20 protein-coding genes and 2 pseudogenes are annotated in these 26,198 nt (G+C 38.0%); 4 read left to right on the top strand and 18 right to left on the bottom strand.

The features are described from left to right. Positions 1 to 3 precede the first annotated feature (3 nt). Together Q9317_RS01835 and Q9317_RS01830 are read right to left on the bottom strand one after the other, a co-directional pair. Positions 4 to 1,287, bottom strand: coding sequence for a glycoside hydrolase family 125 protein (locus Q9317_RS01835; protein WP_003100694.1), 1,284 nt, complete (start codon positions 1,285 to 1,287; stop codon positions 4 to 6). A gap of 599 nt (positions 1,288 to 1,886) precedes the next feature. Then, the gene (locus tag Q9317_RS01830; RefSeq protein WP_003100692.1) at positions 1,887 to 2,543 is read right to left on the bottom strand and encodes a hypothetical protein; all 657 of its coding nucleotides are present in this window, start codon (positions 2,541 to 2,543) and stop codon (positions 1,887 to 1,889) included. 432 nt (positions 2,544 to 2,975) lie between these two features. Between Q9317_RS01830 and Q9317_RS01825 the strand changes: the two genes are divergently transcribed. Continuing rightward, positions 2,976 to 5,102, top strand: coding sequence for a GH92 family glycosyl hydrolase (locus Q9317_RS01825; RefSeq protein ID WP_003100690.1), 2,127 nt, complete (start codon positions 2,976 to 2,978; stop codon positions 5,100 to 5,102). On the opposite strand, the pseudogene Q9317_RS01820 reads toward Q9317_RS01825, so the two are convergent. The 9 genes and pseudogenes from Q9317_RS01820 to Q9317_RS01780 all read right to left on the bottom strand — a co-directional run bounded on the left by Q9317_RS01820 (position 5,094) and on the right by Q9317_RS01780 (position 14,666). Then, positions 5,094 to 6,846: pseudogene (locus tag Q9317_RS01820) on the bottom strand (IS1182 family transposase). The gene Q9317_RS01825 and the pseudogene Q9317_RS01820 overlap by 9 nt on opposite strands. Positions 6,847 to 7,017: 171 nt before the next feature. Further along, positions 7,018 to 7,308 carry a hypothetical protein gene (locus Q9317_RS01815; RefSeq protein WP_003100679.1) on the bottom strand — a complete coding sequence of 97 codons (291 nt, stop codon included), beginning with the start codon at positions 7,306 to 7,308 and terminating at the stop codon, positions 7,018 to 7,020. A gap of 112 nt (positions 7,309 to 7,420) precedes the next feature. Continuing rightward, complete coding sequence (locus Q9317_RS01810; RefSeq protein WP_003100678.1) at positions 7,421 to 7,816, bottom strand: Mini-ribonuclease 3; 396 nt, start codon at positions 7,814 to 7,816, stop codon at positions 7,421 to 7,423. Further along, positions 7,809 to 9,152, bottom strand: coding sequence for a cysteine--tRNA ligase (gene cysS, locus Q9317_RS01805; RefSeq protein WP_003100677.1), 1,344 nt, complete (start codon positions 9,150 to 9,152; stop codon positions 7,809 to 7,811). Before cysS ends, Q9317_RS01810 begins: the two co-directional genes overlap by 8 nt. Before the next feature lie 20 nt (positions 9,153 to 9,172). Then, complete coding sequence (gene epsC / locus Q9317_RS01800; RefSeq protein ID WP_003100676.1) at positions 9,173 to 9,757, bottom strand: serine O-acetyltransferase EpsC; 585 nt, start codon at positions 9,755 to 9,757, stop codon at positions 9,173 to 9,175. Positions 9,758 to 9,767: 10 nt separating this feature from the next. Further along, positions 9,768 to 10,520, bottom strand: a complete 753-nt coding sequence (locus Q9317_RS01795; RefSeq protein ID WP_003100675.1) for an SseB family protein — start codon at positions 10,518 to 10,520, stop codon at positions 9,768 to 9,770. Positions 10,521 to 10,522: 2 nt separating this feature from the next. Continuing rightward, a complete protein-coding gene (gene pnp / locus Q9317_RS01790) occupies positions 10,523 to 12,685 on the bottom strand; it encodes a polyribonucleotide nucleotidyltransferase (RefSeq protein WP_003100670.1) in 2,163 nt (720 codons plus the stop codon). A gap of 412 nt (positions 12,686 to 13,097) precedes the next feature. Continuing rightward, positions 13,098 to 13,367 carry a 30S ribosomal protein S15 gene (gene rpsO, locus Q9317_RS01785; protein ID WP_003100668.1) on the bottom strand — a complete coding sequence of 90 codons (270 nt, stop codon included), beginning with the start codon at positions 13,365 to 13,367 and terminating at the stop codon, positions 13,098 to 13,100. A 129-nt stretch (positions 13,368 to 13,496) separates the two neighbouring features. Next, positions 13,497 to 14,666: an MFS transporter gene (locus Q9317_RS01780; RefSeq protein WP_003100667.1), complete on the bottom strand. Its 1,170-nt coding sequence runs from the start codon at positions 14,664 to 14,666 to the stop codon at positions 13,497 to 13,499. A gap of 93 nt (positions 14,667 to 14,759) precedes the next feature. Here Q9317_RS01780 and Q9317_RS01775 point away from each other — a divergent pair, with 93 nt between their 5' ends. Next, the gene (locus tag Q9317_RS01775; protein ID WP_031239164.1) at positions 14,760 to 15,425 is read left to right on the top strand and encodes a Crp/Fnr family transcriptional regulator; all 666 of its coding nucleotides are present in this window, start codon (positions 14,760 to 14,762) and stop codon (positions 15,423 to 15,425) included. Between the two features lie 474 nt (positions 15,426 to 15,899). On the opposite strand, the gene Q9317_RS01770 is transcribed toward Q9317_RS01775, so the two are convergent. Further along, positions 15,900 to 17,075: an IS256 family transposase gene (locus tag Q9317_RS01770; RefSeq protein WP_003099060.1), complete on the bottom strand. Its 1,176-nt coding sequence runs from the start codon at positions 17,073 to 17,075 to the stop codon at positions 15,900 to 15,902. 247 nt (positions 17,076 to 17,322) lie between these two features. Between Q9317_RS01770 and def the strand changes: the two genes are divergently transcribed. Then, the gene (def, locus tag Q9317_RS01765) at positions 17,323 to 17,937 is read left to right on the top strand and encodes a peptide deformylase (RefSeq protein ID WP_003100665.1); all 615 of its coding nucleotides are present in this window, start codon (positions 17,323 to 17,325) and stop codon (positions 17,935 to 17,937) included. Between the two features lie 50 nt (positions 17,938 to 17,987). Here def and Q9317_RS01760 read toward each other — a convergent pair whose 3' ends face one another. The 4 genes and pseudogenes from Q9317_RS01760 to Q9317_RS01745 form a co-directional block, all read right to left on the bottom strand. Further along, entirely contained in the window at positions 17,988 to 18,536 is a 549-nt protein-coding gene (locus Q9317_RS01760) for an NADPH-dependent FMN reductase (RefSeq protein WP_031239163.1), read from the bottom strand. A gap of 129 nt (positions 18,537 to 18,665) precedes the next feature. Further along, positions 18,666 to 19,091 (bottom strand): MarR family winged helix-turn-helix transcriptional regulator, encoded by a 426-nt coding sequence (locus Q9317_RS01755; RefSeq protein ID WP_003100663.1) that lies wholly within the window; start codon positions 19,089 to 19,091, stop codon positions 18,666 to 18,668. A 66-nt stretch (positions 19,092 to 19,157) separates the two neighbouring features. Beyond that, positions 19,158 to 23,552 carry a PolC-type DNA polymerase III gene (locus tag Q9317_RS01750; protein ID WP_003100662.1) on the bottom strand — a complete coding sequence of 1,465 codons (4,395 nt, stop codon included), beginning with the start codon at positions 23,550 to 23,552 and terminating at the stop codon, positions 19,158 to 19,160. 98 nt (positions 23,553 to 23,650) lie between these two features. Next, positions 23,651 to 23,944: pseudogene (locus Q9317_RS01745) on the bottom strand (DUF975 family protein); the annotation flags it as partial. 91 nt (positions 23,945 to 24,035) lie between these two features. Here Q9317_RS01745 and Q9317_RS01740 point away from each other — a divergent pair. Beyond that, positions 24,036 to 24,989, top strand: a complete 954-nt coding sequence (locus Q9317_RS01740; protein WP_003098714.1) for an IS30 family transposase — start codon at positions 24,036 to 24,038, stop codon at positions 24,987 to 24,989. Here Q9317_RS01740 and Q9317_RS01735 read toward each other — a convergent pair. Beyond that, positions 24,975 to 25,574, bottom strand: a complete 600-nt coding sequence (locus Q9317_RS01735) for a DUF975 family protein (protein WP_235284168.1) — start codon at positions 25,572 to 25,574, stop codon at positions 24,975 to 24,977. The genes Q9317_RS01740 and Q9317_RS01735 overlap by 15 nt on opposite strands. Positions 25,575 to 25,640: 66 nt before the next feature. Then, positions 25,641 to 26,198, bottom strand: a complete 558-nt coding sequence (locus Q9317_RS01730; protein ID WP_003100659.1) for a nucleotidyltransferase family protein — start codon at positions 26,196 to 26,198, stop codon at positions 25,641 to 25,643.

Here is a 26,198-nt window from a genome sequence, read left to right as displayed (position 1 = left end):
ATCCTACTGCTCCAATTCTAAGTAATCTAGAACTAATTCACAAAACATCATATTTGCCCATGAAAACCATTCCCGTGAAAATTTCTTAGGATCATCAACATGAAAACTTTCATGCATAACACCCGTTTCACCATCACAGGCAACCATAATGTCAAGCAGTTCTTCTTTTTCTTTCTTATCCTTTGTGGTTAAACCTTGAATTGCAAGGGCAATTGGCCAAATATAGCGGTAAAAGGTATGGCTACTGCCCAAGCCTTTGGCGTATTCTCCTTGATAGTAATAAGGATTTTCAGGACTTAAGATTGTTCGTCTAGTCGCCTGATAAATAGGGTCATCAATTTGACAATAGCCTAAATAAGGTGCAGCTAATAAGCTAGGCACATTGGGGTCATCCATAATGGAAGCATTGCCCAAACCATCTACTTCATAGGCAAATACCTTCTCTCCTTTTTGGTTCTGTGTTACCCCATAGGCTTTAATACCGGAATCAATGGCTTCTTTCAGGGTCAGGATATTCTGGGCTAGATCCTTATAAGTATCATTGAATAAACTGTCAATAATCTCTAATGCATAGTCTAACACAACAACAGCAAACATGTTTGAAGGCACTAAATAAGAATACTGACAAGCATCATCACTGGGACGAAAAGCAGACCAGGTCATCCCTGTATAGGCACAAGCAGGACCACAACCATCATTAACTAAGGTATCTTCTTGTCGGTTTGTTTCTCTCTCAAAACGATAAGGAGAATTGTCATGATTTTGCTCTACCGTCCAAAGCTCAACAATGGTTTTAAGGGCCTTAAAAAAAGTAGTATTAAATTGACTGCTTTCTCCTGTTTTTTGCCAGAGTAAATAGGCCAATTGCAACGGGTAACATAAGGAATCCACCTCATATTTGCGCTCCCAAATCCAACCCGTTAGATGTGTTTTATCAGTTTCATGATGACCATTCCAATTTTCTGACATGTTAAAAGAATTTGCATAAGGGTCATGGCAAATAAAGGTCAGCTGACGCTCAATTAAACCTAAAATAGTCTGCCTAAGTAGTAAATCCTCTTTAGCTAAGGCTAAATATGGTCTAACTTGGGCAGCTGAGTCTCTTAGCCACATAGCTGGAATATCACCTGTCAAAATAAAGGTAGTCCCATCATCCAGTTTTGTCATGGTTTCATCTAAAGTATTGGTAAAACATTTTTCAAAAACCTTTGCCCAACTTGGGTGATCCTTTGTTTTATTAGCAATCATTTCAAGCCATGCTTGTGTCTTTTCCTTGGTATATAACATATTAGTCTCCTTGAAGCTAGTTTATCCTATTCTTAGTTTAAAAAAGTTCTTTAGCAAATCCTATACACAAATTAAACCCCTTTTTACACAAATCAAGCTTCTCTAGATGCCCTCTATCTCTAACATATGAGAATAAGGAGACTATTTTAAAAAAAAATAAATATCACTATGATAAGACGGGTATTAGGCAGATCAGGAACTTTGATATTGAGACAAAAAATCAAACTTTAAAGATTTACTTCAGATTATCAGAGCATTCTCAATACCAAACATTTTAGATTTACATGATTTCATTGAAATGAATCAGTCGAGCTATCTGATAGATCGAATTTATTTTTGACAACCATTGAAAGTAAGTCAAGTATTTGTTGGTGCTTTTCAAAAACTTAAAGATGAAAAGAACTGAGTTGAATAATCAACTCAGTTCTTTTGTTTTATCAAGAGAGTTATAGACGATGTGCAATTCAAAACTTAAAACCTTAGTGCTTTTTGAACTTTTTGTAAATACGAGTTATAATATCGGGTAAATTAACACAAAAATATACGAAGCCAAATGTGGCAATAAACACTAATATATATTCTAATACCATATTGTTACATCATTTCCAACAAAAAGCAACACCTGCAGCTATTGAGCCAGCTCCAACTGCTACAATACCTCCTAAACATGCGACACAGACAGGAGGAGTTAAAGCACATGGTGTTCCGCAAAGTTTAAGAATAGCTCCGATAATTGCTGCTCCTGCTCCTGTAAAAATTGCAAAACATTTTGCGTCTAAACCTCTTGTTTTACCTACTAAAACATTGTCTAGTGTAGCATTTTCAAGTGATTTTATGCTTTCAAGAACTTCATCATTTGAAAGATATTTAGCTGTTGTTAAATTACTTGATACTAACGCACCGTTTTCGTATACGTTACTTCTAAAGTATCCGTTGTCGTTAATTACATCATTTTCAATATAACTGGTTATTTCCCCTGAATCAATAGTGAATGTCAATGTGCTAAGTAAACTGTTATACTTTGATACACTAACTAGTGTCATTGTATCATACTTAAATGTTCTAATATTTTCAAAATCATACTCTTTTAAAGATGAATGTACTGGAATCTTTTCGTTAATTGAGTTTAAAACAATTTTTTTTAAATTCAGTGATTCTTGGTCAGTTATAAAATTTATATTTTGGTGATATGTTTTTAACAGGTCTGCTTCTTCTCTCGAAATAGATACCTTTGTTGTACTATCGTTTTGCGTCATTGCATATGTAATCGGAGAAATAATAAGACTGAATAATAACGTAGTTAAAAAGATTAATGAAGTTATTGTTTTTTTGCTTTCATAAATAGTCTCCTTGACTTATTAACTAGAATACTATGTTTTAAATGTTGTTAATAGGAATTTCAAATAATATTGTTTTCCGATTTTTATCCTTTCTAATCTGAAATTCTTTTTCTATTTTTATTTTACCACTTTTTTAGTTAAAATCAAATAATAATATAATTTATAAATAATTTGATTGGTTTTTTAGGTGGTTTATTTTTATTTTTTTATAGTTCTTTAGCAAATCCTATACACAAATTAAACCCCTTTTTACACAAATCAAGCTTCTCTCACAAAGCCTCTATGCTTATCTTTTTTTTAGCTTATAATAAAAATAGGCCTTACATTTGCTTTTTGGAGGAACCGGCAATGTCAACGATTTTAGAAACAATTGATACACGCTTAGGGACTTATAATTCTCATGCTTTTTCAAATGGAAATACTCTTCCTTTAACAGGGTATCCCTTTGGGATGACTTATTTTGCACCTCAAACTACTGACCAACACGGGAATTGGTGGTTTAATCCTTACGAACCTGTTTACCAAGGGATACGCCTTACCCATCAGCCCAGTCCTTGGGTAGGTGATTTCTCACAATTACTTATTACACCTGTCACTGGCACCTTATATGGACACAGTCTGTTTCATAGGCAGTCTAGTTATGACATGGATTCTGCTGTTTTTAGACCAGACCTACTTAAACTCTATTCCCATCGGTTTCAAGTCACAAGTCAGCTAACTCCCAGTCTTTACGGAGCCACTTTGGACGTGAATTCTGCTAGCGCAGCTCCTCTTAGTTTGGTGTTTCATGCTCCAGGTTGGGCTTGCTATCAACTACTAAGCCCTAATCAGCTACTTATTACCCTTAAAAATGCTAGTCAAACGCCATCTGAAGACTTTGCTATGTATGCACTACTTAAGTTCGATGATGCGATTTTGTCCTGTCAGGAAGTGATTGAAGACGGCGCAAGAACTGTTGATACTCTTATTGAAGGAAAAGATTTACATCTACAAGTGACTTTTAAGACTAGTCACTTGCAGTGCCAGTTAGCAACCTCTTTTATCAGTCCCAAACAAGCCAAGAAAAATTTACTGGAGCAAGAACCGTTTGAACTAGCCCATCAAAAGGCGACTCAAAAATGGACTAGCCTGCTGAGTCGTGTCCTTATTGAGGACCTTGATAAGGCAGATGAAAAAGCTCTTTTTTACCATTGTCTCTACAGGTGTTTACTCTTTCCTCAAACGTTTTTTGAAAAAGATGACAAGAATCAAGCTATTCATTTTGACCCCCATAGTAACAGTGTCAAAGTAGGGAAATTCTACACCAACAATGGCTATTGGGATACATTTCGTAGTAATTATCCACTGCTATCAATCCTATATCCAGATTACTTGGCTGACTTTTTAGAAGGGATTTTACAGCATTATCAAGATACTGGTTTTTTACCAAAATGGCTATCACCCAATGAGAGAGCTATCATGCCGGGAACTTTAGTTGATGGGGTAATTGCTGACGCGGTAACTAAGGGACTTGCAGGTGATATCACCCCTCAACTCTTTGAAGCCATGTTAACTAATCGTCAAAAATCCGATCCTAATCACCGATTTGGTCGCACTGGTAATGAGGATTATCAAGCACTTGGCTATTTACCAAGCAAGTATACCGAAAGTGTTAGCCATAGCCTTGATTATGCCTATAGCGACTGGTGTATTGGGACTGTTGCTAAAAAGCTAGGACATGAAGATTTAGCTAAGGAATTCTTTGACAAGAGCCTGAATTACAAAAGATTATTTGATGCTCATTCTGGATTTTTACGGGCAAAAGATAGTGATGGTAACTTTAGAGAGCCCTTTAATCCCTATGCTTGGGGGAAAGATTATGCCGAATGCTCTGCTATTCAGTCAACACTAGGCGCTTATCATGATATTGAAGGGACAATTTCTTTGTTGGGAGGAAAAGTTGCTTTCACGCAGTACCTCCTAAAACTCTGTCAAAGTAAGCCTCTTTTTACAGCCGATAACTATGGTTACGAAATCCATGAAATGAGTGAAATGGCCGAAGGCCACTTTGGTCAACTCGCCCTATCAAATCAACCAAGTTTTCACATTCCTTATTTATTTCATTGGAGCCAAAAACCAGAATACACCAGTCTCTTAATAAAACAATTACGCTCTAAACTCTTCACCAATACTTTTACAGCCTTTCCTGGTGATGAGGATAATGGCAGCATGTCAGCTTGGTATCTTTTTTCTTGCTTAGGTTTTTACCCTGTTTGTCCTGGTAAAGCCACATACCAATTTGGTATCCCTCTCTTTTCAAAGGTCAGATTAAATCTTCCTGAAAATCAAGCACTTACTATTGTCACCCAAAATAATTACGACCATTTCCAATTTGTTGGCACTGTAACTTTAGATAGCCATCCCATAACAGAACTCAAGCATCAAGAATTGATAAGAGCTAAATCATTAGTCTTTCGCCTAAGTTTGTTAGCCTGATACACTTGTAAATAAAGAAGAGGCTGGGCAAAAAGTAGCTTCAAATAAAACCACACAGTGATTTCAGTCTTGAAAATATTCAAGATGACAAAATTACTGTGTGGTTTTTGAGTATTTGAAGTTTTAGGGTCGAGATTCTTGGCCAATTTTATTAGATTCATACTCATGAAGAGGAATCCAACCTCCGTTTGGACGGCTTGATTGCCTCTGACATGGACTCTACGCACGCCAAAAACACTCTTCAATCGGCCAAAAACGGGTTCGACATCGATTTTCCGTTTGGCATAGATTCGAGAGCCATCTTCGCTATGTAATTCTTCCTTTATGAGTTCTTTAAAGTAATTCCAAGTTGGATTGTAATGGATCTGTTTCTGGCGACCATTTTCTGTTTTGGAAAGTTTTTCCAACTCTTCCGTGCTTTGTATTTTTTCTGCCTCATAAATCTTGAAATCCCGTTCAAAGCCATACTTATCTTTTCTACGAGAGTAATATTTAAAGGAATAAACAACACCATCTGGTTTAATGAATTGGTCTGTTTCTTCAAGGTAGTCCCAATTATTTGGATTAGTAGGACTGTTTTTATATTTCTTAGTCAATTCCTTCTGGTACATACCATAGGGAATAAGAGGAGATTTCTCCAACTCATCAATGATAAAACTATAATTCTCCTCACTGCCATAACCGGCATCGGCGACAATATTTTGAAAGAGGTCCAGAGTTTGAATGGATTGGAGAAATGGTTTCAGAGTTCGGGTGTCTGTTGGATTTGAAAATATATCGTAAGCAAGAACATATTGGCCATTAGTGGCAGCTTGGATATTGTAGCCTGGCTTAAGCTGGCCATTCATCATACTCGCTCTTTTATTTTAAAGCTCGTGAAGAAATAGTCTCTCCCCAGACTATTTCTTTCCTCTTTCATTCGCATAAAAGTGGCATCGTGGTCCGTTTTGGAGAAAGAGTTACGCTCTTCTAGAATCTCTCTAGCCTCCTCATAGCGTTGCTTACGAGGGAGATAATCCTTTCTCAACTGGTTGCGCAGTTTCTTAATACGACGTCGCTTCTGCTTATTGGCAGAACCTCCCTTGATAACCTTTGGTTCTTCAGAAATTGCTTTCTCAACTTCAGCCAAGGCCTGTTCAGTGTCTTCTAAAAGGCGCACTAACCCCTCGCTGGTTTCGCATTCTTCTTTGGACAGAGCTAGGTTTACCCCCTCTTGAACCAGCTGGTCATAGAGTTCTGAGATTTTCCCATTTAAGGCATATTCGTATTTATCAACAGCTCTTTTCCAAGTGAAAGAGTAGAGATTGACATCAGCTTCTAGCTTGGTGCCATCAATGAAGAGTGCCTCATCTTCAATCATGCCATTCTCACGCATAAGGAGGGTGAAGTAAATAAAGGCAGTCTTAATCAGGTTGTTGGCATGCTTGCTTGAGCGAAAATTATTGATGGTCTTATAGCTGACATAAGTATCCTGACTCAACCATTTCATGGGAATCACTTCCTCATTCATCTGCACCATTTTGCGACCAGAAAAGACTTGACGGGCATAGGCGAAGAGCGTCATCTTCAAAAGCATAGCAGGATGAAAGGCAGGACGACCAGTGTGTGACTTATCTTCTAATAAAACTTGGCTAGGAATACTATCCACAAAAAGACTGATCAATCTAACTTCATGATTCATAGGAATATCGTAGGCAAGGTTTAGTTCCAAACTCAATTGATTTGTGTTATACTCTTTATACATAGTCATGGCTTTCTAGTTGTTTTGTGGTTATTATAATTATAAACCATGACATAGGAAAACGAGCATCTCCAACTGCGGAAATGCTCGTTTTTTTCTATTCTGAAGCTACTTTTTGCCCAGCCTCTTCTTTTGCTATAATATAGCAGTATAAATAAGTCATTCAGTAAGTCTTTAATTTCCAAAAATAGGAGGCAAGACGAAAAAAAGTAAAAACATATTAACCCAGAAAGCAAAGAGGAAAAGAACACCGAAGAGGAAGAGCAACTTTCGTTTTGCTATCATAGACATTAAAAGAGTTACCAATCCCAAAATAACAAATATTTTTTGCATCACAAAAAAGTAGATAGATACCCCAAACAGCATCTGGTCCCAAGAGACAAATAGCATCCCAAACCAAAGCATCATTACTGCAATAATATAATATTCAGCGTAATGATTAATACTATTTTTTATCTTTTTCAAATGCTACCCCCTTTAAAGTGTCCTATTTTTACAGTAAAGCAAGATTTTTACAAAATGATTCTTATCCTGATTTATTAGCATTCCTACTTAAAAACCATCTGTTCAATGATTGTTAAGTGTTTTCTACAGTTTTGATACACCAGTTGATTAATTCTTCTAGGCGTTCTTGCTCTCCTGTCATGTCTAGATAACCCATGATAGCTTCAAATCCTGTAGACATACGATAAGTTACAACATCAGTATTTTTAGCCTTGGTATGGCTTTTAGTGTTACGTCCTCGTTTATAAATATCAATTTCTTTTTCAGTTAATAGCTGATCTTCTAAGAGTTTTTCAATGAGGTTAGCTTGTGCTTTTGCTGAGACATATTTAGTTGCCATGTGGTGCAACTTGCTTGGTTTAGTTTGCCCACTATAAATCAAGTGGCGACGAATATAGTAAGAATAAACAGCATCTCCTTCAAAAGCTAAGGCAATGCCATTAATCAAGTTGACATCAAGATTAGTCACGTGTCCACCTCACGCCCTCTTTGGTATCAAGCAATTTGATGCCTTGAGCAGCCAACTGGTCACGAATGGCATCCGCACGGGCAAAATCTCGGTTCGCACGGGCAACTTGACGTTCTGCAATCAGATTTTCAATATCGTGATCAAGCACTTCCTCTTCAAAATAAATTCCAAAAACAGCTAACATGTCCTCAAAAGCCTTTTTCGCCTCTTTACTATAATTTCCTGAGTTTAACCATTTGGCAAAGTCATAAACAACTGTAATCCCATTGGCAGCATTAAAGTCACTGTCCATTGCATCTGTAAACTGGTCAATAAAACCTTGAACTTCTTGGGCATTGTTAAGGTCCAAAAGAGGTTGACTAGAGGTATTTTTGAGGTATTTAAGGTTAACTTCAGCGTCATGGATAGCTTTTTCAGTAAAATTGATTGGTTTACGATATTGTTGCGTTGCAAGAAAGAAACGCAAGACCTGTGGATCCACTTTTTCAAGCATATCGTGAACAGTGATAAAATTACCAAGAGATTTAGACATTTTTTCATTGTCAATATTGACAAAGCCATTATGCATCCAGTAGTTGGCAAACGTTTTTCCTGTTTTAGCTTCTGACTGGGCAATTTCATTAGTATGGTGTGGAAACTCTAAGTCAGCTCCGCCCCCATGAATATCAATCGTATCTCCCAAAATCTCAGTTGCCATAACAGAACATTCAATGTGCCACCCCGGGCGACCATTGCTCCACGGGCTTTCCCATGAAATCTCATCAGCCTTCGCCGATTTCCAAAGGGCAAAGTCCAAGGGATTTTCTTTTAAGTCTTGTTCTTGGTCTGTCCGTCCAGAAGCTCCCACCTCAAGATCTGCTAACGTTTTATTAGCTAATTTGCCATAATCCTCAGCCTTTTCAACTCTGAAGTAAACATCTCCCGCTGATTCATAAGCGTAGCCCTTGTCAATCAAGATAGACACAAAAGAGATGATGTCATCCATATAATCCATGACCCGCGGATGCTGATTGGCCGGAAGAACAGCTAATTTTCCCGTGTCTTCTTTAAAGGCTTCTATAAACTGATCTGCTAAAGCCTTCGGGGTTAGATTTGCAGCTTTGGCGGCAGTGATTATTTTATCGTCAACGTCTGTGAAGTTTGAAATGTAATTGACCTTGTAGCCTCGGTATTCAAAATAGCGTCTGATAGTGTCAAAGGCTACTGATGAACGTGCATTCCCAATGTGAATATAATTATAGACGGTTGGACCGCAGACATACATGCTCACAGTATTGTCAACTAAGGGAACGAAGTCACGCAAAGACCGTGACATGGTGTCGTAAATTTTAATCATTCATTACTTCCTTTATGATGTCACAATTTTGAAGAATAATAGGATTCTTCTCTAATGTGCTCGAGTGTTTTAATTTGGATTGTGTCTTTTTGCCCATGAACACGCACTACTTTGGCAGGAACACCTACAACAGTCACGTCTTCGGGAACATCTGATAAAACAACAGCTGAAGCACCAACTTTGGCATTAGCACCAACTTCAATTGGTCCAATGACTTGCGCATGCGCTGAAATCAGAGCGCCTTTTCGGATTGTTGGATGGCGTTTCCCCTTGTCCTTACCTGTACCCCCTAGGGTAACCCCATGATAAAGCATGACTCCTTCTTCAACAATAGCTGTTTCTCCAATAACCAAACCAGCTCCATGGTCAATAAAAACTCCCGCCGCAATTGTTGCCCCTGGATGAATTTCAATACCTGTCCAAAAACGCCAAAATTGGCTATGCATACGTGCTAGCAAATAAAAGTGTCGTTTCCAGAGATAATGCGAAATACGATGAGCAGCTAAGGCTTTTAAGCCTGGGTAGGTCAGGAGAATTTCACTGGTACAACGAGCTGCTGGATCCAATTCTTTGATGATGTTAATGCTTTTTTTCCACCAGCCCATAGCCTCTCCTTTATTTTTCAATTTCTGTCCAATCCAATAGAATTTGTTGCTCATCGAAGGGATTGATGGCTACACCAAGACTGTCTTCAATATCATTATCACCATTTCGTGGCTGATAAATATCATTAATTGTCCAAGTCAAAACCAGGCCGTGACCTTTACGGAAAGCACCGCCAAAATCTTTTTGATTGTACCATTTTGCAAAACTTTGCAAATTTGAAAAGGCCGGGATATAAGACTTCCCTTCTGGTGTTGACATGGTTGGGAAAAAGCGGTCGTAATAGCCTTCTTCTTTTTCATGAATGAAAGCTGGAACCAGATAGATTTTATCCATAGTATCAGCAGCCTGATTCTCATCACTCATTAGTGTGTTTAAAACAGTAGTACAGTTATTCAAAAATTGAATCATTTCACTGCTTTTGAAGATGGTCGAGTTGCCAAAATCACCTTTTGTCTTAAGGTTGAAAACCATACCTGAAACGCCTGAAGTAATAATTTCTTCTAGAACAGCAATAGCTGAGCGTTCCAACCAGTAATGACTTTGAGCACTTTTTTGCGCCTCTTTAAAGAGGGCCATATCATCCTTATCTGTAAATACAGGGGTAACCGTAACCCCTTCAATCTCGATAGCATAGGGTTCTTTGGTTGCCCATACCGGAAAGTGGTGAAGGGCGTCAACCAAAGCAAGGCTATCTAAAAAATTATCTGGTGCATTAATAAATGCACGAAGGCGTGTGTCTAATTCATTTGTTTCTAGTGTCATTTTTAGTCTTCTTTTAGTTTATCTTCTGACTTAGCTTCCACTTCTGGAGCTTTTTTCTCAGGTTTTGGTGGGCGTGGCAACAAGGCTTTCATTGAGGCATCAACACGGCCTTTGTCATCAATTTTAATGACTTTAACATCAACTTCTTCGCCTAATTCTAGAACATCTGACACATTTGCAGTGCGGCTCCATGCAATTTCAGAAATATGAACAAGGGCATCTGTTTTGTCAAAGAGGTTAACAAAGGCTCCAAATTTTTCAATACGAACAACTTTAGCATGGTAAACTTCACCAACTTTTGCTTCACGAACAAGACTAGCAATAATTTCTTTGGTACGGTTAATGGCAGCTTGATCACTTGAGAAGATTTGAACAGTTCCTTCGTCATCGATGTCAATTTTAACACCTGTTTCAGCAATAATTTTATCAATGGTTTCGCCACCTTTACCAATGACAATCTTAATTTTGTCCACATCAATTTTGATGGTATCAATTTTCGGTGCCGTTGGTGCTAATTCTGGGCGTGGTTCAGCAATTGTTTCTTCAATAACATCAAGGATTTCAAAGCGGGCTTTTTTAGCTTGAGCTAGAGCTTCTTCTAAAATTTGAGGCGTGATTCCTGCAATCTTAATATCCATTTGAAGTGCTGTAATCCCCTCACGTGTTCCAGCCACTTTAAAGTCCATGTCACCAAAGTGGTCTTCAAGACCTTGAATATCTGTTAAAACAGTGTAATTAGTCCCATCTGAAATAAGTCCCATGGCAATACCTGCTACCGGTGCTTTAATTGGCACACCACCAGCCATCAAGGCCAGAGTTCCTGCACAGATTGAAGCTTGCGATGATGAACCATTTGATTCCAAAACTTCCGCTACCAAACGGATAGCATAGGGGAAGTCTTCAAGGCTTGGTAAAACTTGTTCAAGGGCACGTTCACCAAGTGCACCATGTCCAATTTCACGACGACCAGCAGCACCATAACGTCCTGTTTCCCCAACAGAGTATTGTGGGAAGTTGTAATGATGCAAGAAGCGTTTTTTGTATTCTTCATCTAAACCATCAATGATTTGAGTTTCTCCCATTGGGGCCAAGGTCAAGACTGACAAGGCTTGTGTTTGACCACGTGTAAAGAGTCCTGAACCATGAACTTTTGGTAAGAAATCAATTTGTGCATCCAATGGACGAATTTCATCAATTTTACGACCGTCTGGGCGAACTTTGTCTTCAGTAATGAGACGGCGTACCTCAGCATGTTCCATTTGCTCGAGAATTTCAGCAACATCACGCATAATGGTTGCTAGGTTCTCATCCTCAGCAAATCTTTCTTCATATTCAGCTTTAACAGCTTCTTTAACGTCTTCAGTAGCTGCTTCACGTGCTTTTTTCTCTTCAACTTGAACAGCTTTTTGCAAATCCGCATTGTATTTTGCTACAATTTCAGCCTGTAAGTCAGCATTAACTTGAAGCAATTCCACTTCTGCTTTTTCTTTTCCAACTGCTGCTACAATTTCTTCTTGGAAAGCAATTAATTCTTGAATAGCTTGGTGTCCTTTAAGAAGGGCTTCAAGCATAATGTCTTCAGAGAGTTCTTTTGCTCCTGATTCAACCATGTTAATGGCTTCTTTGCTACCAGCGACTGTTAATTCTAATAGCGAAGCTTCTAATTGTTCTTTATCTGGGTTGATGATAAATTGACCATCAATGTAACCTACTTGTACCCCAGCAATTGGTCCATTAAATGGAATGTCTGAAATAGAGAGGGCTAATGATGAGCCAAACATAGCTGCCATTGGGGCGCTAGCATTTTCATCATAAGAAAGAACGGTGTTAATGACTTGAATCTCATTACGAAATCCTTCTGCAAACATTGGGCGAATTGGACGGTCAATTAAACGGGCAGTTAGGGTTGCATCTGTTGATGGACGCCCCTCACGTTTCATGAAACCTCCAGGGAATTTGCCTGCTGCATACATTTTTTCTTCATAGTTGACTTGCAATGGGAAGAAATCGCCCGTTGCCATCTTTTTAGACATAACAGCTGCTGTTAAGACTGTTGACTCGCCATAACGAACCACAGTTGCTCCATTTGCTTGTTTTGCCACCTGACCAATTTCAACAACCAAGGGTTTCCCCGCAAAAGTTGTTGTAAATGTTTGTTTTGACATAAAATAAATTCCTTTAAAAAGCAGAAAATCCACTTTTCAATTCCTTTCAAAAATAAGTTTTTTGTAATCTGATATACGCTGTTTTGCTACAAAGAGCAAGCTAGCATAAAACTGCTAAATTCCTCTTTGTATCAAACGACGTATCCTCATTATTTTATCACATTTTTAAAGCAAAAGAAAAGATTACTAGAGTTTTTAACAAGAAAAAGAGATTTTGTCAGAAGGCAGAAAAACAAAGGTGTTTTAAAATAAAACTGCTTAAACACCTTAAGTCTTTTTTAACCCTTTATGACCATTTTATGGAATGAGAAACAAACCGGCATAACTAACCATCTGTCAAGCAAAAATAAACGATATGCTCTACAAAAAAACACCCTCTGTCCAGAAGACAAAGGGCATTTTAAACTTAACATTAACGACGAAGACCTAAAGATTGAATTAAATCACGGTAACGGTTAACATCTGTACGACGTAAGTAAGCTAATAAGTTACGACGGTGACCGATTTTTTTCATCAATCCACGGTATGTAGCGTGGTCTTTTTTGTGGTCCTTAATGTGACCGTTCAAGTGGTTGATTTCCCATGTAAGAACTGCTACTTGAACTTCAACTGAACCAGTATCGCCTTCATGACGTGCATATTGAGCGATGATTTCATTTTTTTTCTCTTTTGAGATTGCCATAATAATTTCTCCTTTTATTGCTTAATCCGAGTCCTAGGGTTGGCACTCCTAAAACCAAGAAAAAGTTGGTGTGTCTTACGACCATTCTATTCTAGCAGAAAGACTTCTTTTGGTCAAGATTGATGATGGTTACTTGCTCTTTTTTTGCTTAAATAGCTGAGCAGCAATCAAAAGACTTCCCATAATCAAGCTAATGATGGCATAAATAAGATAGGGCAAAATAACCGAAGGTGACCAGGTAGAAAACATCTGTAAAACCAAGGCAGCTGCCCCACCCCCAATATTACATCCAATTAAAACAAAAGTTGTTGCAGCAGTTAATTGAGAAGGTGGGAAAGCTTCAGAAACGGTATGAAAGGCAAGAGTCACTCCCAAACTATAGACCAATCCTGTTAGAAGGGCACCTATTGCCACTAAAAGCAAACTACTAGCCGACCAAAGCACTAATGTGCCAAGGCCAAGTGATATAGCTACAATCCCCATAAAGTAAGACTTCAGGTGAACAAGGAAATGACTGAAACTCAGGCCAGAAATAATCCCCATCAACATCATTAAACTTAAAATAAGACTAGCTTCTTTTGGACTGCCAAGTTGCATCTGATCCACTACAAGTGGCACCCGAAGGGTAATTGAAGTGTTCACTAAAATCACAAAGCCGGCATATAAGGCTAAACCAAAAATCAGTTTCACTTGTGATGGCTTTAATTTTTCAACCTTGTGGTGATGGCTTACCTTTGCTTTTGGAGCTTCAACTTGAGGAACAAAAACAAGGTATAAGATCAAGATTGGAATTGCCAAAGCATAAATCAAAAAAGCTTTAGACCAACCAAAGGCAATTAGATAGCCCGATACAAAAGTAAGAATAGAAGAGCCGACCACTTCAAAAGAAGCTCTATAGCCTAAAAGCTTAACCCTTGCCTTACCCGAAAAACGCTCACTAATAATATTGATAGCTTTAGCATTAATTAAACCAATACCAACTCCAAGTAAAATACGGGATAAAAAAACAAGAGGGTAGGCTTGAAATAAAAAGGGACTACTGCCACCAAAAGCTAGCAAACTTAGACCTATTATAACAATTGCCTTTTCAGACAGGTAACGATTTAAAATTGGGTTAATCACTAAAATGCCCAAAATAGCAACTGATGATAGGGAAAAGAGAATATTAACACTAGCTGCTTGATAGCCTAAAGCTTGATAATAAGCCATCATCTTGGGAAGGGCTGGTGAGACGGAAAAAGGTGAAATCATCATGAGTGATAAACTCAAAAGACTTATTTTTTCAAAAATTGCTTTCATGGGTTGCTTACTTCTTTCTTCTTGTCAATTAAACTTATATTCAGTATAATCAATAGCAAACAATAAAAATAGGACCTAGGTCATAAAATGATGATGAAGACGATTTCAGACACTTTTTTATTAAAGAGCTTGCTAAAAAAACACAAGCTTCAGGATTTTTTTCCTCCTGAATACCATCACCAGTTACAACTCTTGCTTTTTCGAAAAGGTGAGGCTATTTGTCGTCAAGACCAAGATATTACTGTTATTGGCTATACAGTTAGTGGTTCTGTCAAAATTGTCAGAAGATTATTCAATGGTAAGGAACACATTTTAGAAACCCAGTCCAAGCCCTGTATTATCGGAGATATTGAACTAATGACCAATCAAAAAGCAGTGACTTCTGTGATCGCCTTAGAGGATACCTATTTCATTCAACTTCCTTTGCGAGACAAGAAAAAATTGCTTGAAAATCCTCAATTTCTCTATCAAATTGGCCGTGAGTTGGCCAAAAACTTTTACCAGCAAAACATTCGTTCAAGCACCAACATCAGCTATTCTGTTAAAGAAAGGCTGGCTAGTCATATTCTCGAAAATGAAGTCAACGGTGCATTTACCCTGAACCTAACCTTGCTTGCTGATTCTTTTGGCACTAGCTATCGCCACTTACACCGCGTCCTCAACCAACTGATTGATGCTCAAATTATCGAACGCAAAGCCTTTAAAGACTACTGTATCCTGGATAAATCCAAAATTGAAGCACTGACCATTCATCATTAAACCCGAAAAAAGGACCTAACATAGGTCCTTTTTCGCATCAGTCTCTTCTTCTCTCTAGTTGAAGATTCAATTTGTTTGGAGATTACACTTAGTTTATCCTACTAAGTTATCAATCACAAGGTCATTGATTTGAAAAAGACATTTTCTGACATTTTCAATCAACTTGTCTGTTAAATACCCTACAACCCTCTCTCTGAACCGTAGCAACATCAACAGGTATTCCTATCGTTAAGTTCTTAACAATAACCCTAACAAGATAAGAATAGTCATCCAAAAATAGAAAAATAAGGCGTCACAACACACTTCTAACCCTATAGTAAAACGGTCACTAAAAAAGTGTTTTAGAAATAACCTCAGTAATTGTAACTCATTATACAATTCATTATTTTGAAATTTTAAATATTATAGCCCTTTATCGCTTATTTGGATACTGTCAATAATTTTGTGTAAACACAAGAGTAGAGTTTTTGAATATTAGTCAAATAAGCTATCAAGTGTGTCAAAACATACTCCGAATCCTTTATGAATACGAGCTCCGAACTTAATGTTATAGTCTTCGAAAATACTTACAAGGCATCGTTCTAAGGCTTCTTCATTTGGAAAAACCACCCTCTTCTTGCTTTGTCGCTTGATTTCTTTATTGAGTGATTCAATCAAGTTTGTAGAGTAAATACTAGACCAAATGTGATGTGGAAATTGATAGAAAGTTAGGAGATTTTCAGTTGTTTCAAGTGATGTCATAACCTTTTTGTAACGAGGTTTCCACTCAGAAACAAATTGTTCCAATAATTTAATAGCCTCCTGTAAATTTGTGGCACGATAAATCTGCTTGAACTGATTTAGAATAGGTGCCCTATCTACTCGTTTGACCTTACTGGAGATATTGCGACCAATGTGAACCAGACACCGTTGCTGTTTAGCCATTGGATAGGCTTGTTGGATGATTTGATCCACACCGTTAAGCCCGTCTGTAACAACTAGAGAAACTTGCTTAAGTCCTTGATTTTGTAGCCTCTTAAGAAGATCTGACCAAGAGACATTATTTTCATTAGGGGCAATCTCATAGCCAAGAACTGATTTATACCCTTCAGGCGTGATACCAAGTGCAATGTGAATACATTCTTTACTGACCGTACCTCGTCGCAAGGGTAAGTAAGTTCCGTCTAGATACAAGACTGAGTAGTTAGTTTGAAAGGAACGCTCATGAAAGGCAGTGACACTTTCTTGAGTCACTTTTGTGATATTTGACACCGTTGCTGGACTGTAGTGGTGACCATACATGCGCTCAATAATGTCACTGATTTCGCGTGTCGTAACGCCAGTTTGATAGAGTTTAATCACCATCTCTTCCAAGTGGTCATCTCGTCTAGCATAAGATGGTAATAAAACTGGTGAAAACTCGCCGTTTCGATCTCTTGGAATGATTAAATTGACTAAGCCATACTTCGTTTCAAACTGTCGAGAGTAGGTCCCATTACGGCTATTACCTGTATTGTAACCTTCTTTTTTATATGGCTCATATCCAAGGAAAGCTGATAGTTCAACCTGCAAGAGATCATTCATAGCTATTTCTAAAGAGGATCGAAAGAATTCATCAATATCTTGTTTTTGCGCTAGGAAGTTAAGTAATTCTGTGGTAAACTGAGTCATGGGAATAAATCTCTTTCTAGTGAAGTGTCGTAACTCTACTATACAGGATTTATTCCTTTTTTGTGTTTACACAAGATATTTTACACTACCCTTATTTGTCAATCAACAAAGTTCATTTTCATTGCGTTTTCTTAATTTTTTCACTATTTTCATTTCTCTTTCTTTTACGTAGCATTCATCCAATCTCCTTTAAAAAAAGAAGGATTTATGATATAGTATAGCCATTGACAAATTAGAAGGAGTTACAATGTCTGCTCAAGAAAAAATAATCAAAGCCAGTCACATGATTGATATGAATGATATTATCCGCGAAGGAAATCCTACCTTGAGAGCGCAAGCTAAAGAGGTGGCATTACCCCTTAGTGACCAAGATATCATTTTAGGGGAAAAAATGATGCAATTCTTAAAAAATTCCCAAGATCCTGTTATGGCTGAAAAGCTTGGATTACGCGGTGGTGTTGGTCTTGCTGCACCTCAATTGGACATTTCAAAACGCATTATTGCTGTCTTAGTTCCAAATCCGGAAGATAGCGAAGGCAATCCTCCAAAAGAAGCCTACAGTCTTCAAGAAATCATGTACAACCCTAAAATTATTTCTCACTCTGTTCAAGATGCCGCTCTTGCTGATGGTGAAGGGTGTCTGTCTGTTGACCGTGTGGTTGAGGGTTATGTTGTTCGTCATTCTCGTGTTACAGTCGAATATTTTGACAAAAATGGCGACAAACAAAAAATCAAACTAAAAGGTTACAACTCTATTGTTGTTCAACACGAAATTGATCATATCAACGGCATTATGTTTTATGACCGCATTAATTCAGAGTCCCCATTTGCCATAAAAGAAGGCATGTTAATCATTGAATAAACAAAACTCTCAATCAAAGATTGAGAGTTTTGTTTTTAAGCTAAAGAGGTTTAACCTTCAATAGCAGCTAGTACTGCTTCTGCTTGCGCTTTTAAGCTTTCTTTGGTGTCATCTGAAATGTCAAGAACACCAGTTCCCCAAGCTTCTGGATTAACTGTTGCTTTTGTAAAGTCACCAGCAACACTTGTACGGATAAATGGCAACAAATCATTGTAAATGGCAAATAACTGGTCATGTCCACCATTTGCTACTGATGAAACCGTTGTTACTTTGCCGCCAATAGCTGATTGACCAGTTGTGTCTGATAAATCTAAAGCACGTGACGCCCAATCAAGTAAGTTTTTGACAGAACCTGGAATGGAGAAGTTATAAACAGGTGAGAAAATCCAAATAGCATCTGCTGCAAGGATAGCTTCACGCATCTTAACGACTGATTCTGGTGCATTTGCTTCTAAGTCTTGTGAGAAAACTGGTACTTGTGCCCAATCTAAATAGCTAACATTAGCTTTGCCAACCAGAGCTTTCTCAGCCTCAAGTGCTAGTTGATGGTTAAATGAGCCTTTGCGTAATGAACCGTCAATAAATAAAACTGTTTTCATGTCTTTTTCTCCTTTGAATAAACCTTTTAATGTTGCTAATAGTGACATCTGTATTCCTCTTTCTGAATTGGAATTTATTACTATATAGTAATTATATCGCTACTAACCTTTTTGGTCAACAAAAATGACTTACAGAGACTTAAATTTTTTCAGAAGTCTTATCAATTCTTCCTGCTCTGCCTCTGTTAAAACCGAAAAACTTTCTTCAACACGATGAATATGACTTGGCAGAGCTTTTTCAATGACAGCTTTGCCATTGGCCGTTAGGCTAACTAAAAAAGCACGTTTATCATTTGGACAGGTGTGTCGTAGGACCCACCCTTTTTTTTCCATGTTTTTAATGACCACGGTCATATTGCCAGATGTTGCTAGCATGTTACTGATCAATTCACCAATTTTCATGGTTCCCTTGGCATATAAAACGTCTAAAACGGCAAATTGCGTTGGGGTCAAGTCATAGTCTTTAAAGGACTCTGATACTTTAGCATCAATTGTTCTAAAAGCTTTTCTTAGAACCACCATTGATTTTACGGCATTATTTTTAAAGTCGCCCATATAGTCTCCTTATCTTAGTTTTTAATTTTATCACTAACTAGTAAGGAATTCAATCAAACCGTTTTTTTAAAAGAAATCTTCAAATAAACTTAATTGGTTATCTTCTGGAAGGTTTCCTAAAATCCCCATATCGTCCATTTTTTCTACTAGTGTAGCTGAAGCGCCCCCACGTTTTCTGAGTTCCATTTTTGAAAGGAACTCTCCTTCTTCACGAGCTCTGACAATCTGTTTTGCAACGTTTTCTCCCAGTCCCTCCATAGCAATAAAAGGAGGAATCAAGGTATCGTCTTCAATTTGAAATTCTAAAGCATCGCTACGATACAAATCAAGTTTACCAAATTTGAAACCACGCTCTAACATTTCATTGACAATTTCAAGTGTGGTAAAGAGATCATTCTCCACATTTGAAGCTTCGTTATTTTTCTTTTTAAGGGCAATTTCTTCCATTTTTGCTTTGACTGCAGCTAAACCACCACTCATGGTTTTTAGATCAAAAGCCTTTGCGCGAATGGAGAAATAGGCACAATAATACATGATTGGGTAATGCACCTTAAAGTAGGCAACACGCAAAGCCATCAACACATATGCTGCAGCATGGGCTTTAGGGAACATGTATTTGATTTTTCCACACGATTCAATATACCAGTCTGGAACATTGTTTTGACGCATGGCATCAATATAGGAATTACGCTCGTCTTCTGAAATTTTTAACCAAAGCCCCTTACGCACTCTTTCCATAATGGTAAAGGCCATTTTAGGTTCTAAGCCAGCGTGCATGAGGTAAACCATGATATCATCACGACAACCAATAACTGTTTTTAGGGTTGCAATCCCATCTTTGATCAGGTCTTGAGCATTGCCAAGCCAAACATCTGTTCCGTGAGAAAGACCAGACAACTGCAACAACTCTGCAAAAGTAGTTGGATGCGTCTCATTAACCATTCCACGAACAAAATTAGTTCCAAATTCTGGAATACCAAGCATCCCTGTTGGTGTTCCAATCTGTTCTGGAGTAACGCCAAGTACTTCTGTTCCTGAAAAAAGAGCCATTACTCCTGGGTCATCTGCAGGAATGGTCTGAGGATCAATGTCAGACAAGTCTTGCAGTTTACGAATCATTGTAGGGTCATCATGCCCTAGAATATCAAGTTTGAGGACGTTTTCATCAATATCATGGAAGTTAAAGTGGGTGGTTTGCCATGAGGCTGTCACGTCCTCAGCTGGGAATTGGACCGGAGTAAAGTCATAAACATCCATGTAATTTGGAATAACAACAATACCGCCAGGATGCTGACCGGTCGTTCTTTTTACCCCTGCAGCACCTGTTGCCAAGCGATCCACTTCGGCATCACGGTAGAATTTCCCGTAGTCACGTTCGTAACCCTTAACAAATCCATAAGCTGTTTTTTCAGCAACAGTACCAACGGTTCCTGCACGAAAAGCATACTCAGCTCCAAAAATATCACGAACATCTAAATGGGCATTGGGTTGGTCATCACCAGAGAAGTTCAAGTCAATATCAGGAACCTTGTCCCCATCAAATCCAAGGAAGGTTTCAAAGGGAATGTCTTGGCCGTCTTTTTGATAACTTGCACCACATTCAGGACAATCCTTATTTGGCAAGTCATATCCTGAACCAACAGAGCCATCTGTAATGAATTCTGAATGTTGACACTTAGGACAAACATAGTGTGGTGGCATTGGATTAACTTCTGTGATTCCAATCATGGTGGCAACAAAACTCGAACCAACAGACCCCCTAGAACCAACAAGATAGCCACGTTCATTTGAGCGATTTACCAAAAGTTGCGAAGCAAGATAAATCACCGCAAAACCGTTACCAAGAATAGAAGTTAACTCTTTTTCAATCCTTAAATCAATGATGTCCGGAAGAGGATTTCCATAGATTTCAAAGGCTTTTTGATAGGTTAATTCTGCGACTGTTTCTTCGGCTTTTTCAATATATGGTGTGTAAAGATCCCCTTTTACAACTTCGACATCTTCAATCTTATTAGCAAAATCCTGTGAATTTTGAACCACCACTTGATAAGCTAGGTCTTTCCCCAAAAAGGCAAACTCATCCAACATTTCATTAGTTGTTCTAAAATGGGCTTTTGGCAGTGGTGCAGGCTGGGCCCCTTCCCCACGGCCAATGGTTCTATTGATAATAGCCCCTTGACCAAGACTCCGAACAATGATTTCACGGTAAATCTCATCTTCAGGCTCCAAGTAATGAACATTTCCTGTTGCAATAACAGGTTTATTGAGTTTACGACCAACTTCAATGAGGTCAAAAATAGCTTGTTGAATGCCTGCTTCATCCTTAATTAACTCACGGGCAATCAAGGGCTGATAAAGGGCTGGTGGCATGATTTCAATAAAATCATAATAGTCAGCAATTGCTGCAGCTTGATCAACACCTTTGGTTAAAATAGCGTCAAATACTTCACCGTCTGAACAAGCTGTCCCAAGCAGTAAACCTTCTCGATACTGGTCTAAAACGGTACGAGGAATTCTTGGGACTCCTTCAAAATACTTGACATTAGAAAGGCTGACCAATTTGAAAATATTTTTCAAACCAAGTTGATTTTGCACATAAATGGTTGCATGTTTAACACGGGCTTTTTTATAAGAATCTTCAGCAACTAACTTGGTGTTCAATTGGTTTAAATCAGTGATCCCATGCTTTTCCCTTGCTTCTTTTAGGAAGATAAAGAGCAAACGACCTGTTGCTTCTGCATCATAATTGGCCATATGGTGATGCTCTAAAGCAACCTGGAAACGTTTGGTCAAAGGCCCCAAACCATGACGTTTGTATTCTGGGTAAAGGTTTCTAGCAAATTCTAAGGTATCAATAACAGGCTGGGTAATGGTCGGCAACTGGTGACGCTCATAATTGGCATTCATAAAGCCAATATCAAAACTAGCATTATGGGCAACAAGAACAGTATCCTTGCAAAATGCTTGAAAGAGTTCTAGAACTTCTTTTAAGGGTTTTGCACCAAGAAGGTGATTGTCTGTGATACCTGTTAACTCTGTTGTAAAAGCTGAAAGCGGGTGCCCTGGGTCAATAAATTCATCAAATTGTTCAATGATATTGCCTTTATACATTTTTGAAGCTGCAATCTGAATTAAATCATTATTGACAGCAGAAAGTCCTGTTGTCTCGACGTCAAATACAACATAGGTTGCTTCATGCAAGTCTAAGGAAATAGGGTCGTAAGAAATTGGCACCTTGTCTTCTACGATATTAGCTTCTAGTCCAAAAATGGCTTTAATCCCTGCTTTTCGAGCTTTATGGTAACCATGTGGAAAAGATTGGACATTGCCATGGTCAGTAATAGCAATAGCGGGATGTCCCCATCTAGCAGCCTTATCAATTAAAGACTCCACAGTTGGCAATGCATCCATGGTTGACATATTTGTATGAGCATGGAGTTCCACACGTTTTTGCCCTTCAGGCATTAAATCCTTACGTTCATGATGGACAATTTCTTTAACTTGTTGAACATTCATGGTCAAGCTTTTTGTAAAGGGATTGGTTTCAATATTCCCTTGAACACGCAGCCAAGCACCCTTAGCAATTAAGTCATACTTGCGCAATTCATCATCATCTTTAGCCCATTTTTGCATCGCAAAAGATGAACTGTAGTCTGTCATTTTAAAGTTAATGATGTGTCGACCTGTTCGCGTTGTTTTGCGTTCCACATCAAAAACCATTCCTTCAAAAACGATGCGGTTTTCTTCTGTTTCTACCTCAATCATCGGTGTGATTGTTGCCTTTTCAAAACCAGCCTGCCTTTGGGCTACCCGTTCTTTAAAATCATAAGTTGGTTTTGGCGCTGACTCTTCACTTGGTTGTAAGGCCTCCAGTGACTTTTGAGCCTCCAAATTTTCTTGGACAGCTTTTTCTAAGATAGCCTGGCGGTTATTCTCATAATGATTTTGAAGAACCTGTGTCATCTCTAAGTCAGAAACCATTTCAATTTGCAAATCTAAAAAGCCAAAAGCATGCATTTGTTGCTGTAAATTTGGAATATGATTATATTTAAAATGATCATTATTGACAAAGTCAGGTGTTGAAATCAAAAGTCTATCTTGATCATAAGTAACAGTTAACTTAGCAAAAGACGACTTAAAACTCGCAGCATCACAAGGGGCATGCTCAAATGCTTCTTGGTAATAGGCTTGCAATAAGTGATCTGAGTAATCAACAACCGTTGCTTTAATATCAAAAGTCACCTTGATATTAGCTGCCGCAAAAGTAGTTCTGAGACGGTCATCTAATTCTTTATAGACCTCAATAGGTAAAATCTCAGCAAAAGTAAAATGAAATTCCCACAATCGTGATAAAGAATGCACTTTAACTTCACTAATATCAGCAGACGAAAAAGCACTTGAACGTCTCATTTCAAGCGGCATCTCTATCTGTTCCATTAATTTAACGAATAAGTCCGACATAGTCTTCTCCTGATTTTCTTAGCTTCTATTCTATCATATTTTAGGTGACTTATCTATTTTGACAAGAAGAAAAGACTTGGTTAATCAAGTCTTGCTTCTTATTTCATAGTAGCATCTTTAATTTCAGGCTGTCCCATTAATGGCACATCTGAAACCACTTCTTCTTTTGCTTCTTCAAAATCAAGTTCTTCATAGTCATCAGCAGTTGATTCTTCCGGATTTTCAACGTTTAATAGGCGTTTCTCACCTGAAGTTTCAGCCTTTAAATTATCATAATATGCAGCCGTAGTTGCCATTATATAAGGTGATAACCAGATGAACCCAATACCAAATGTCAAGAATAAAGCAAGAAAAGACCAACCAATAAAACTTAATTGGAGAACAGAAAGTTCTAAAATGAAGTTAGCCATCTGAGGGTATGAAAAAACATCTCAAAGAGATATACTTGTAGTTCACCACAAACACAAGATAGGACACTTTGAGATGCATGAACATTATACACCAAAAGGAAAACATTTGACAATAGCTGAGCGTTACTTCATCGAGAAATGGAAGTCAGAAGGAAAGTCCAATAGAGCCATCGCTAACTTGCTAGGTAAAGCGCCTCAAACCATTCATAATGAGGTTAAACGAGGACTTGTTAGACAACAAATTCGTAAAGGTAAATTTGAAATGATTTATCAAGCTGACTACGCTCAAGCTAGCTATGAGAATAAACGACGAAATTCTATTCGTTCTATTGGCTTGGATAAAGATACGAAAGAGAGGATTCTGCACTATATGAGGCAGAACTTTTCACCTGAAATGATGGTGAAGTCGAAAGGTATAGCTGTTCCTGTTTCAACCATCTATTATTGGATTCATAACGGACACCTTGGCATCCATTCTGATCACATCTTGTATCCAAGGAAAAGAAAGGGAAAATCAAAGAAGGCTAGCCCTCGTTTCAAACCTGCTGGTCAATCCATTGAGAAAAGACCTGATGCGATTAATCGTAGACTTGAAAATGGGCATTATGAAATTGATACGGTCATTCTAACAAGGGCTAAGAATGAATGTCTACTAACTCTAACAGACCGCCGTAGTCGTCACCAGATTATCAGACTCATTCCGGATAAGTCTGCTCAGTCGGTCAATCATGCCTTAGAAAGTATAGTAAAGACTCACTCTATTCACTCTATTACAGCTGATAACGGAACTGAATTCAACAGACTTTCTCTTGTCTTTCCAAAAGAAGATATCTACTACGCACATCCCTACGCTTCCTGGGAAAGGGGAACGAATGAGAACCACAACAGACTGATCAGAAGATGGTTACCTAAAGGAACAAAGAAAACGACCCAAAGAGAGGTCGCATTCATTGAAAATTGGATAAACAACTATCCTAAGAAAATATTAGACTACAAATCTCCTAAAGAGTTTTTAACCGTTGGCTAACTTGGACTTGAAATTTAGCCTTAATTGGAGAACAAAGAATTCCCATTTGTGACCGTCCATCATAGCTCTACTTTTTGTGATTGGACCTGTAACACTTACCTCATCGCCATTCTCAATCTGATCAATTAAGATGTAATTTGCTTGAGAGTAAGACAAACTTTTAATAATACCAGGAATGACCAATAGTAGTAACCAAAGGTATACGAAAATCCCCATGACTAAATTCGTTAAAAAGAATTTTCCGAAACGTCTTTGTGTAAAAGCATATGACATAGCTGGGGTAAAACTTGTTTTCTTGCCACGAATTAAATTCAAAAAGGCGTTCTCAAAGTTAACTTCTAATCCCGTAAGTACTATTATATAAATTATCGAAAGTATAAGGGAGAAGAATAAACCCGTCGATGTTAATACAAGTTCCCCATCAAGTCCAATGGTCGACATTGAACGATCAATAAAGTAATTAAGCATAACATTAATAAATACAACCAATAGCATTGGTAAGAAGGTAATTTGGATAGCCCAGCCCCAGTTTCCTTTAAGGGCTTCTTTAGCCTCTCTTTTAAGTTCAGCTCTCGTTTTCATCATCTATTTCCTCACTTTTTCTTTTTCTAAATTATACCACTTTTTATCTTAGATTAAGATAATTTAATGTTAAAGATGGTAAAAACAACATTTTGGCCATTTTTCCGTCCATTTTTTGCTGCCCAACCGTTTCTTGTAGAGCTCCATCCGCTTCGTATTCTCCAAAAAATATGGTGTTGGTCGACACTCAAACTTCTCAACAACTTCCAAACCATAAGGAATAAAGAATTCTAAAAAACCTTCCGTCAATCGTAGAGCCAAAGCTGTACAGGTTTCAGGGTATTTTGAAATGGCATCACAAGTTGACTGATAAGGCAAGGTTTCGGGACTATGCCCATGCATGTAAGCTTGATTTCGAACTTCCCACTTAAATTCAGGATGTTCTCTCTTTAAGTTTTTCTCAATCTCTAGAGAATCTTGATAAGAGCGATCAGCATCAAAAAACACAAGGTCAATATCTGTTGTCTTATCAAATCCTGTGCCATAAGCTAATTTATTCCAAATAAAATTACGCAAACACCCTGCTGCAACCCAAGCATCTGGTAACTGCTGCGCTTCTACAATTTGTAATAGGGCCATGAAATCCTTATCTGCTAGAATCCATGCCCTTAAGTCATCTTCTGTCAT

Origin of the sequence: Streptococcus iniae (genome assembly GCF_030732225.1) — a bacterium.
GTDB classification, from domain to species: domain Bacteria; phylum Bacillota; class Bacilli; order Lactobacillales; family Streptococcaceae; genus Streptococcus; species Streptococcus iniae.
Note: the sequence above shows the minus strand (reverse complement) of the source record. Positions and strands in the feature narration are given on the sequence as shown.

Bases quoted from the DNA above. Each gene is read 5' to 3' on its own strand.
- Q9317_RS01835 (WP_003100694.1), bottom strand. From the start codon at position 1,287: ATGTTATATACCAAGGAAAAGACACAAGCATGGCTTGAAATGATTGCT.
- Q9317_RS01830 (WP_003100692.1), bottom strand. From the start codon at position 2,543: ATGACGCAAAACGATAGTACAACAAAGGTATCTATTTCGAGAGAAGAA.
- Q9317_RS01825 (WP_003100690.1), top strand. From the start codon at position 2,976: ATGTCAACGATTTTAGAAACAATTGATACACGCTTAGGGACTTATAAT.
- cysS (WP_003100677.1), bottom strand. From the start codon at position 9,152: ATGATTAAAATTTACGACACCATGTCACGGTCTTTGCGTGACTTCGTT.
- epsC (WP_003100676.1), bottom strand. From the start codon at position 9,757: ATGGGCTGGTGGAAAAAAAGCATTAACATCATCAAAGAATTGGATCCA.
- Q9317_RS01795 (WP_003100675.1), bottom strand. From the start codon at position 10,520: ATGACACTAGAAACAAATGAATTAGACACACGCCTTCGTGCATTTATT.
- pnp (WP_003100670.1), bottom strand. From the start codon at position 12,685: ATGTCAAAACAAACATTTACAACAACTTTTGCGGGGAAACCCTTGGTT.
- rpsO (WP_003100668.1), bottom strand. From the start codon at position 13,367: ATGGCAATCTCAAAAGAGAAAAAAAATGAAATCATCGCTCAATATGCA.
- Q9317_RS01780 (WP_003100667.1), bottom strand. From the start codon at position 14,666: ATGAAAGCAATTTTTGAAAAAATAAGTCTTTTGAGTTTATCACTCATG.
- Q9317_RS01775 (WP_031239164.1), top strand. From the start codon at position 14,760: ATGAAGACGATTTCAGACACTTTTTTATTAAAGAGCTTGCTAAAAAAA.
- Q9317_RS01770 (WP_003099060.1), bottom strand. From the start codon at position 17,075: ATGACTCAGTTTACCACAGAATTACTTAACTTCCTAGCGCAAAAACAA.
- def (WP_003100665.1), top strand. From the start codon at position 17,323: ATGTCTGCTCAAGAAAAAATAATCAAAGCCAGTCACATGATTGATATG.
- Q9317_RS01760 (WP_031239163.1), bottom strand. From the start codon at position 18,536: ATGAAAACAGTTTTATTTATTGACGGTTCATTACGCAAAGGCTCATTT.
- Q9317_RS01755 (WP_003100663.1), bottom strand. From the start codon at position 19,091: ATGGGCGACTTTAAAAATAATGCCGTAAAATCAATGGTGGTTCTAAGA.
- Q9317_RS01750 (WP_003100662.1), bottom strand. From the start codon at position 23,552: ATGTCGGACTTATTCGTTAAATTAATGGAACAGATAGAGATGCCGCTT.
- Q9317_RS01740 (WP_003098714.1), top strand. From the start codon at position 24,036: ATGCATGAACATTATACACCAAAAGGAAAACATTTGACAATAGCTGAG.
- Q9317_RS01735 (WP_235284168.1), bottom strand. From the start codon at position 25,574: ATGATGAAAACGAGAGCTGAACTTAAAAGAGAGGCTAAAGAAGCCCTT.
- Q9317_RS01730 (WP_003100659.1), bottom strand. From the start codon at position 26,198: ATGACAGAAGATGACTTAAGGGCATGGATTCTAGCAGATAAGGATTTC.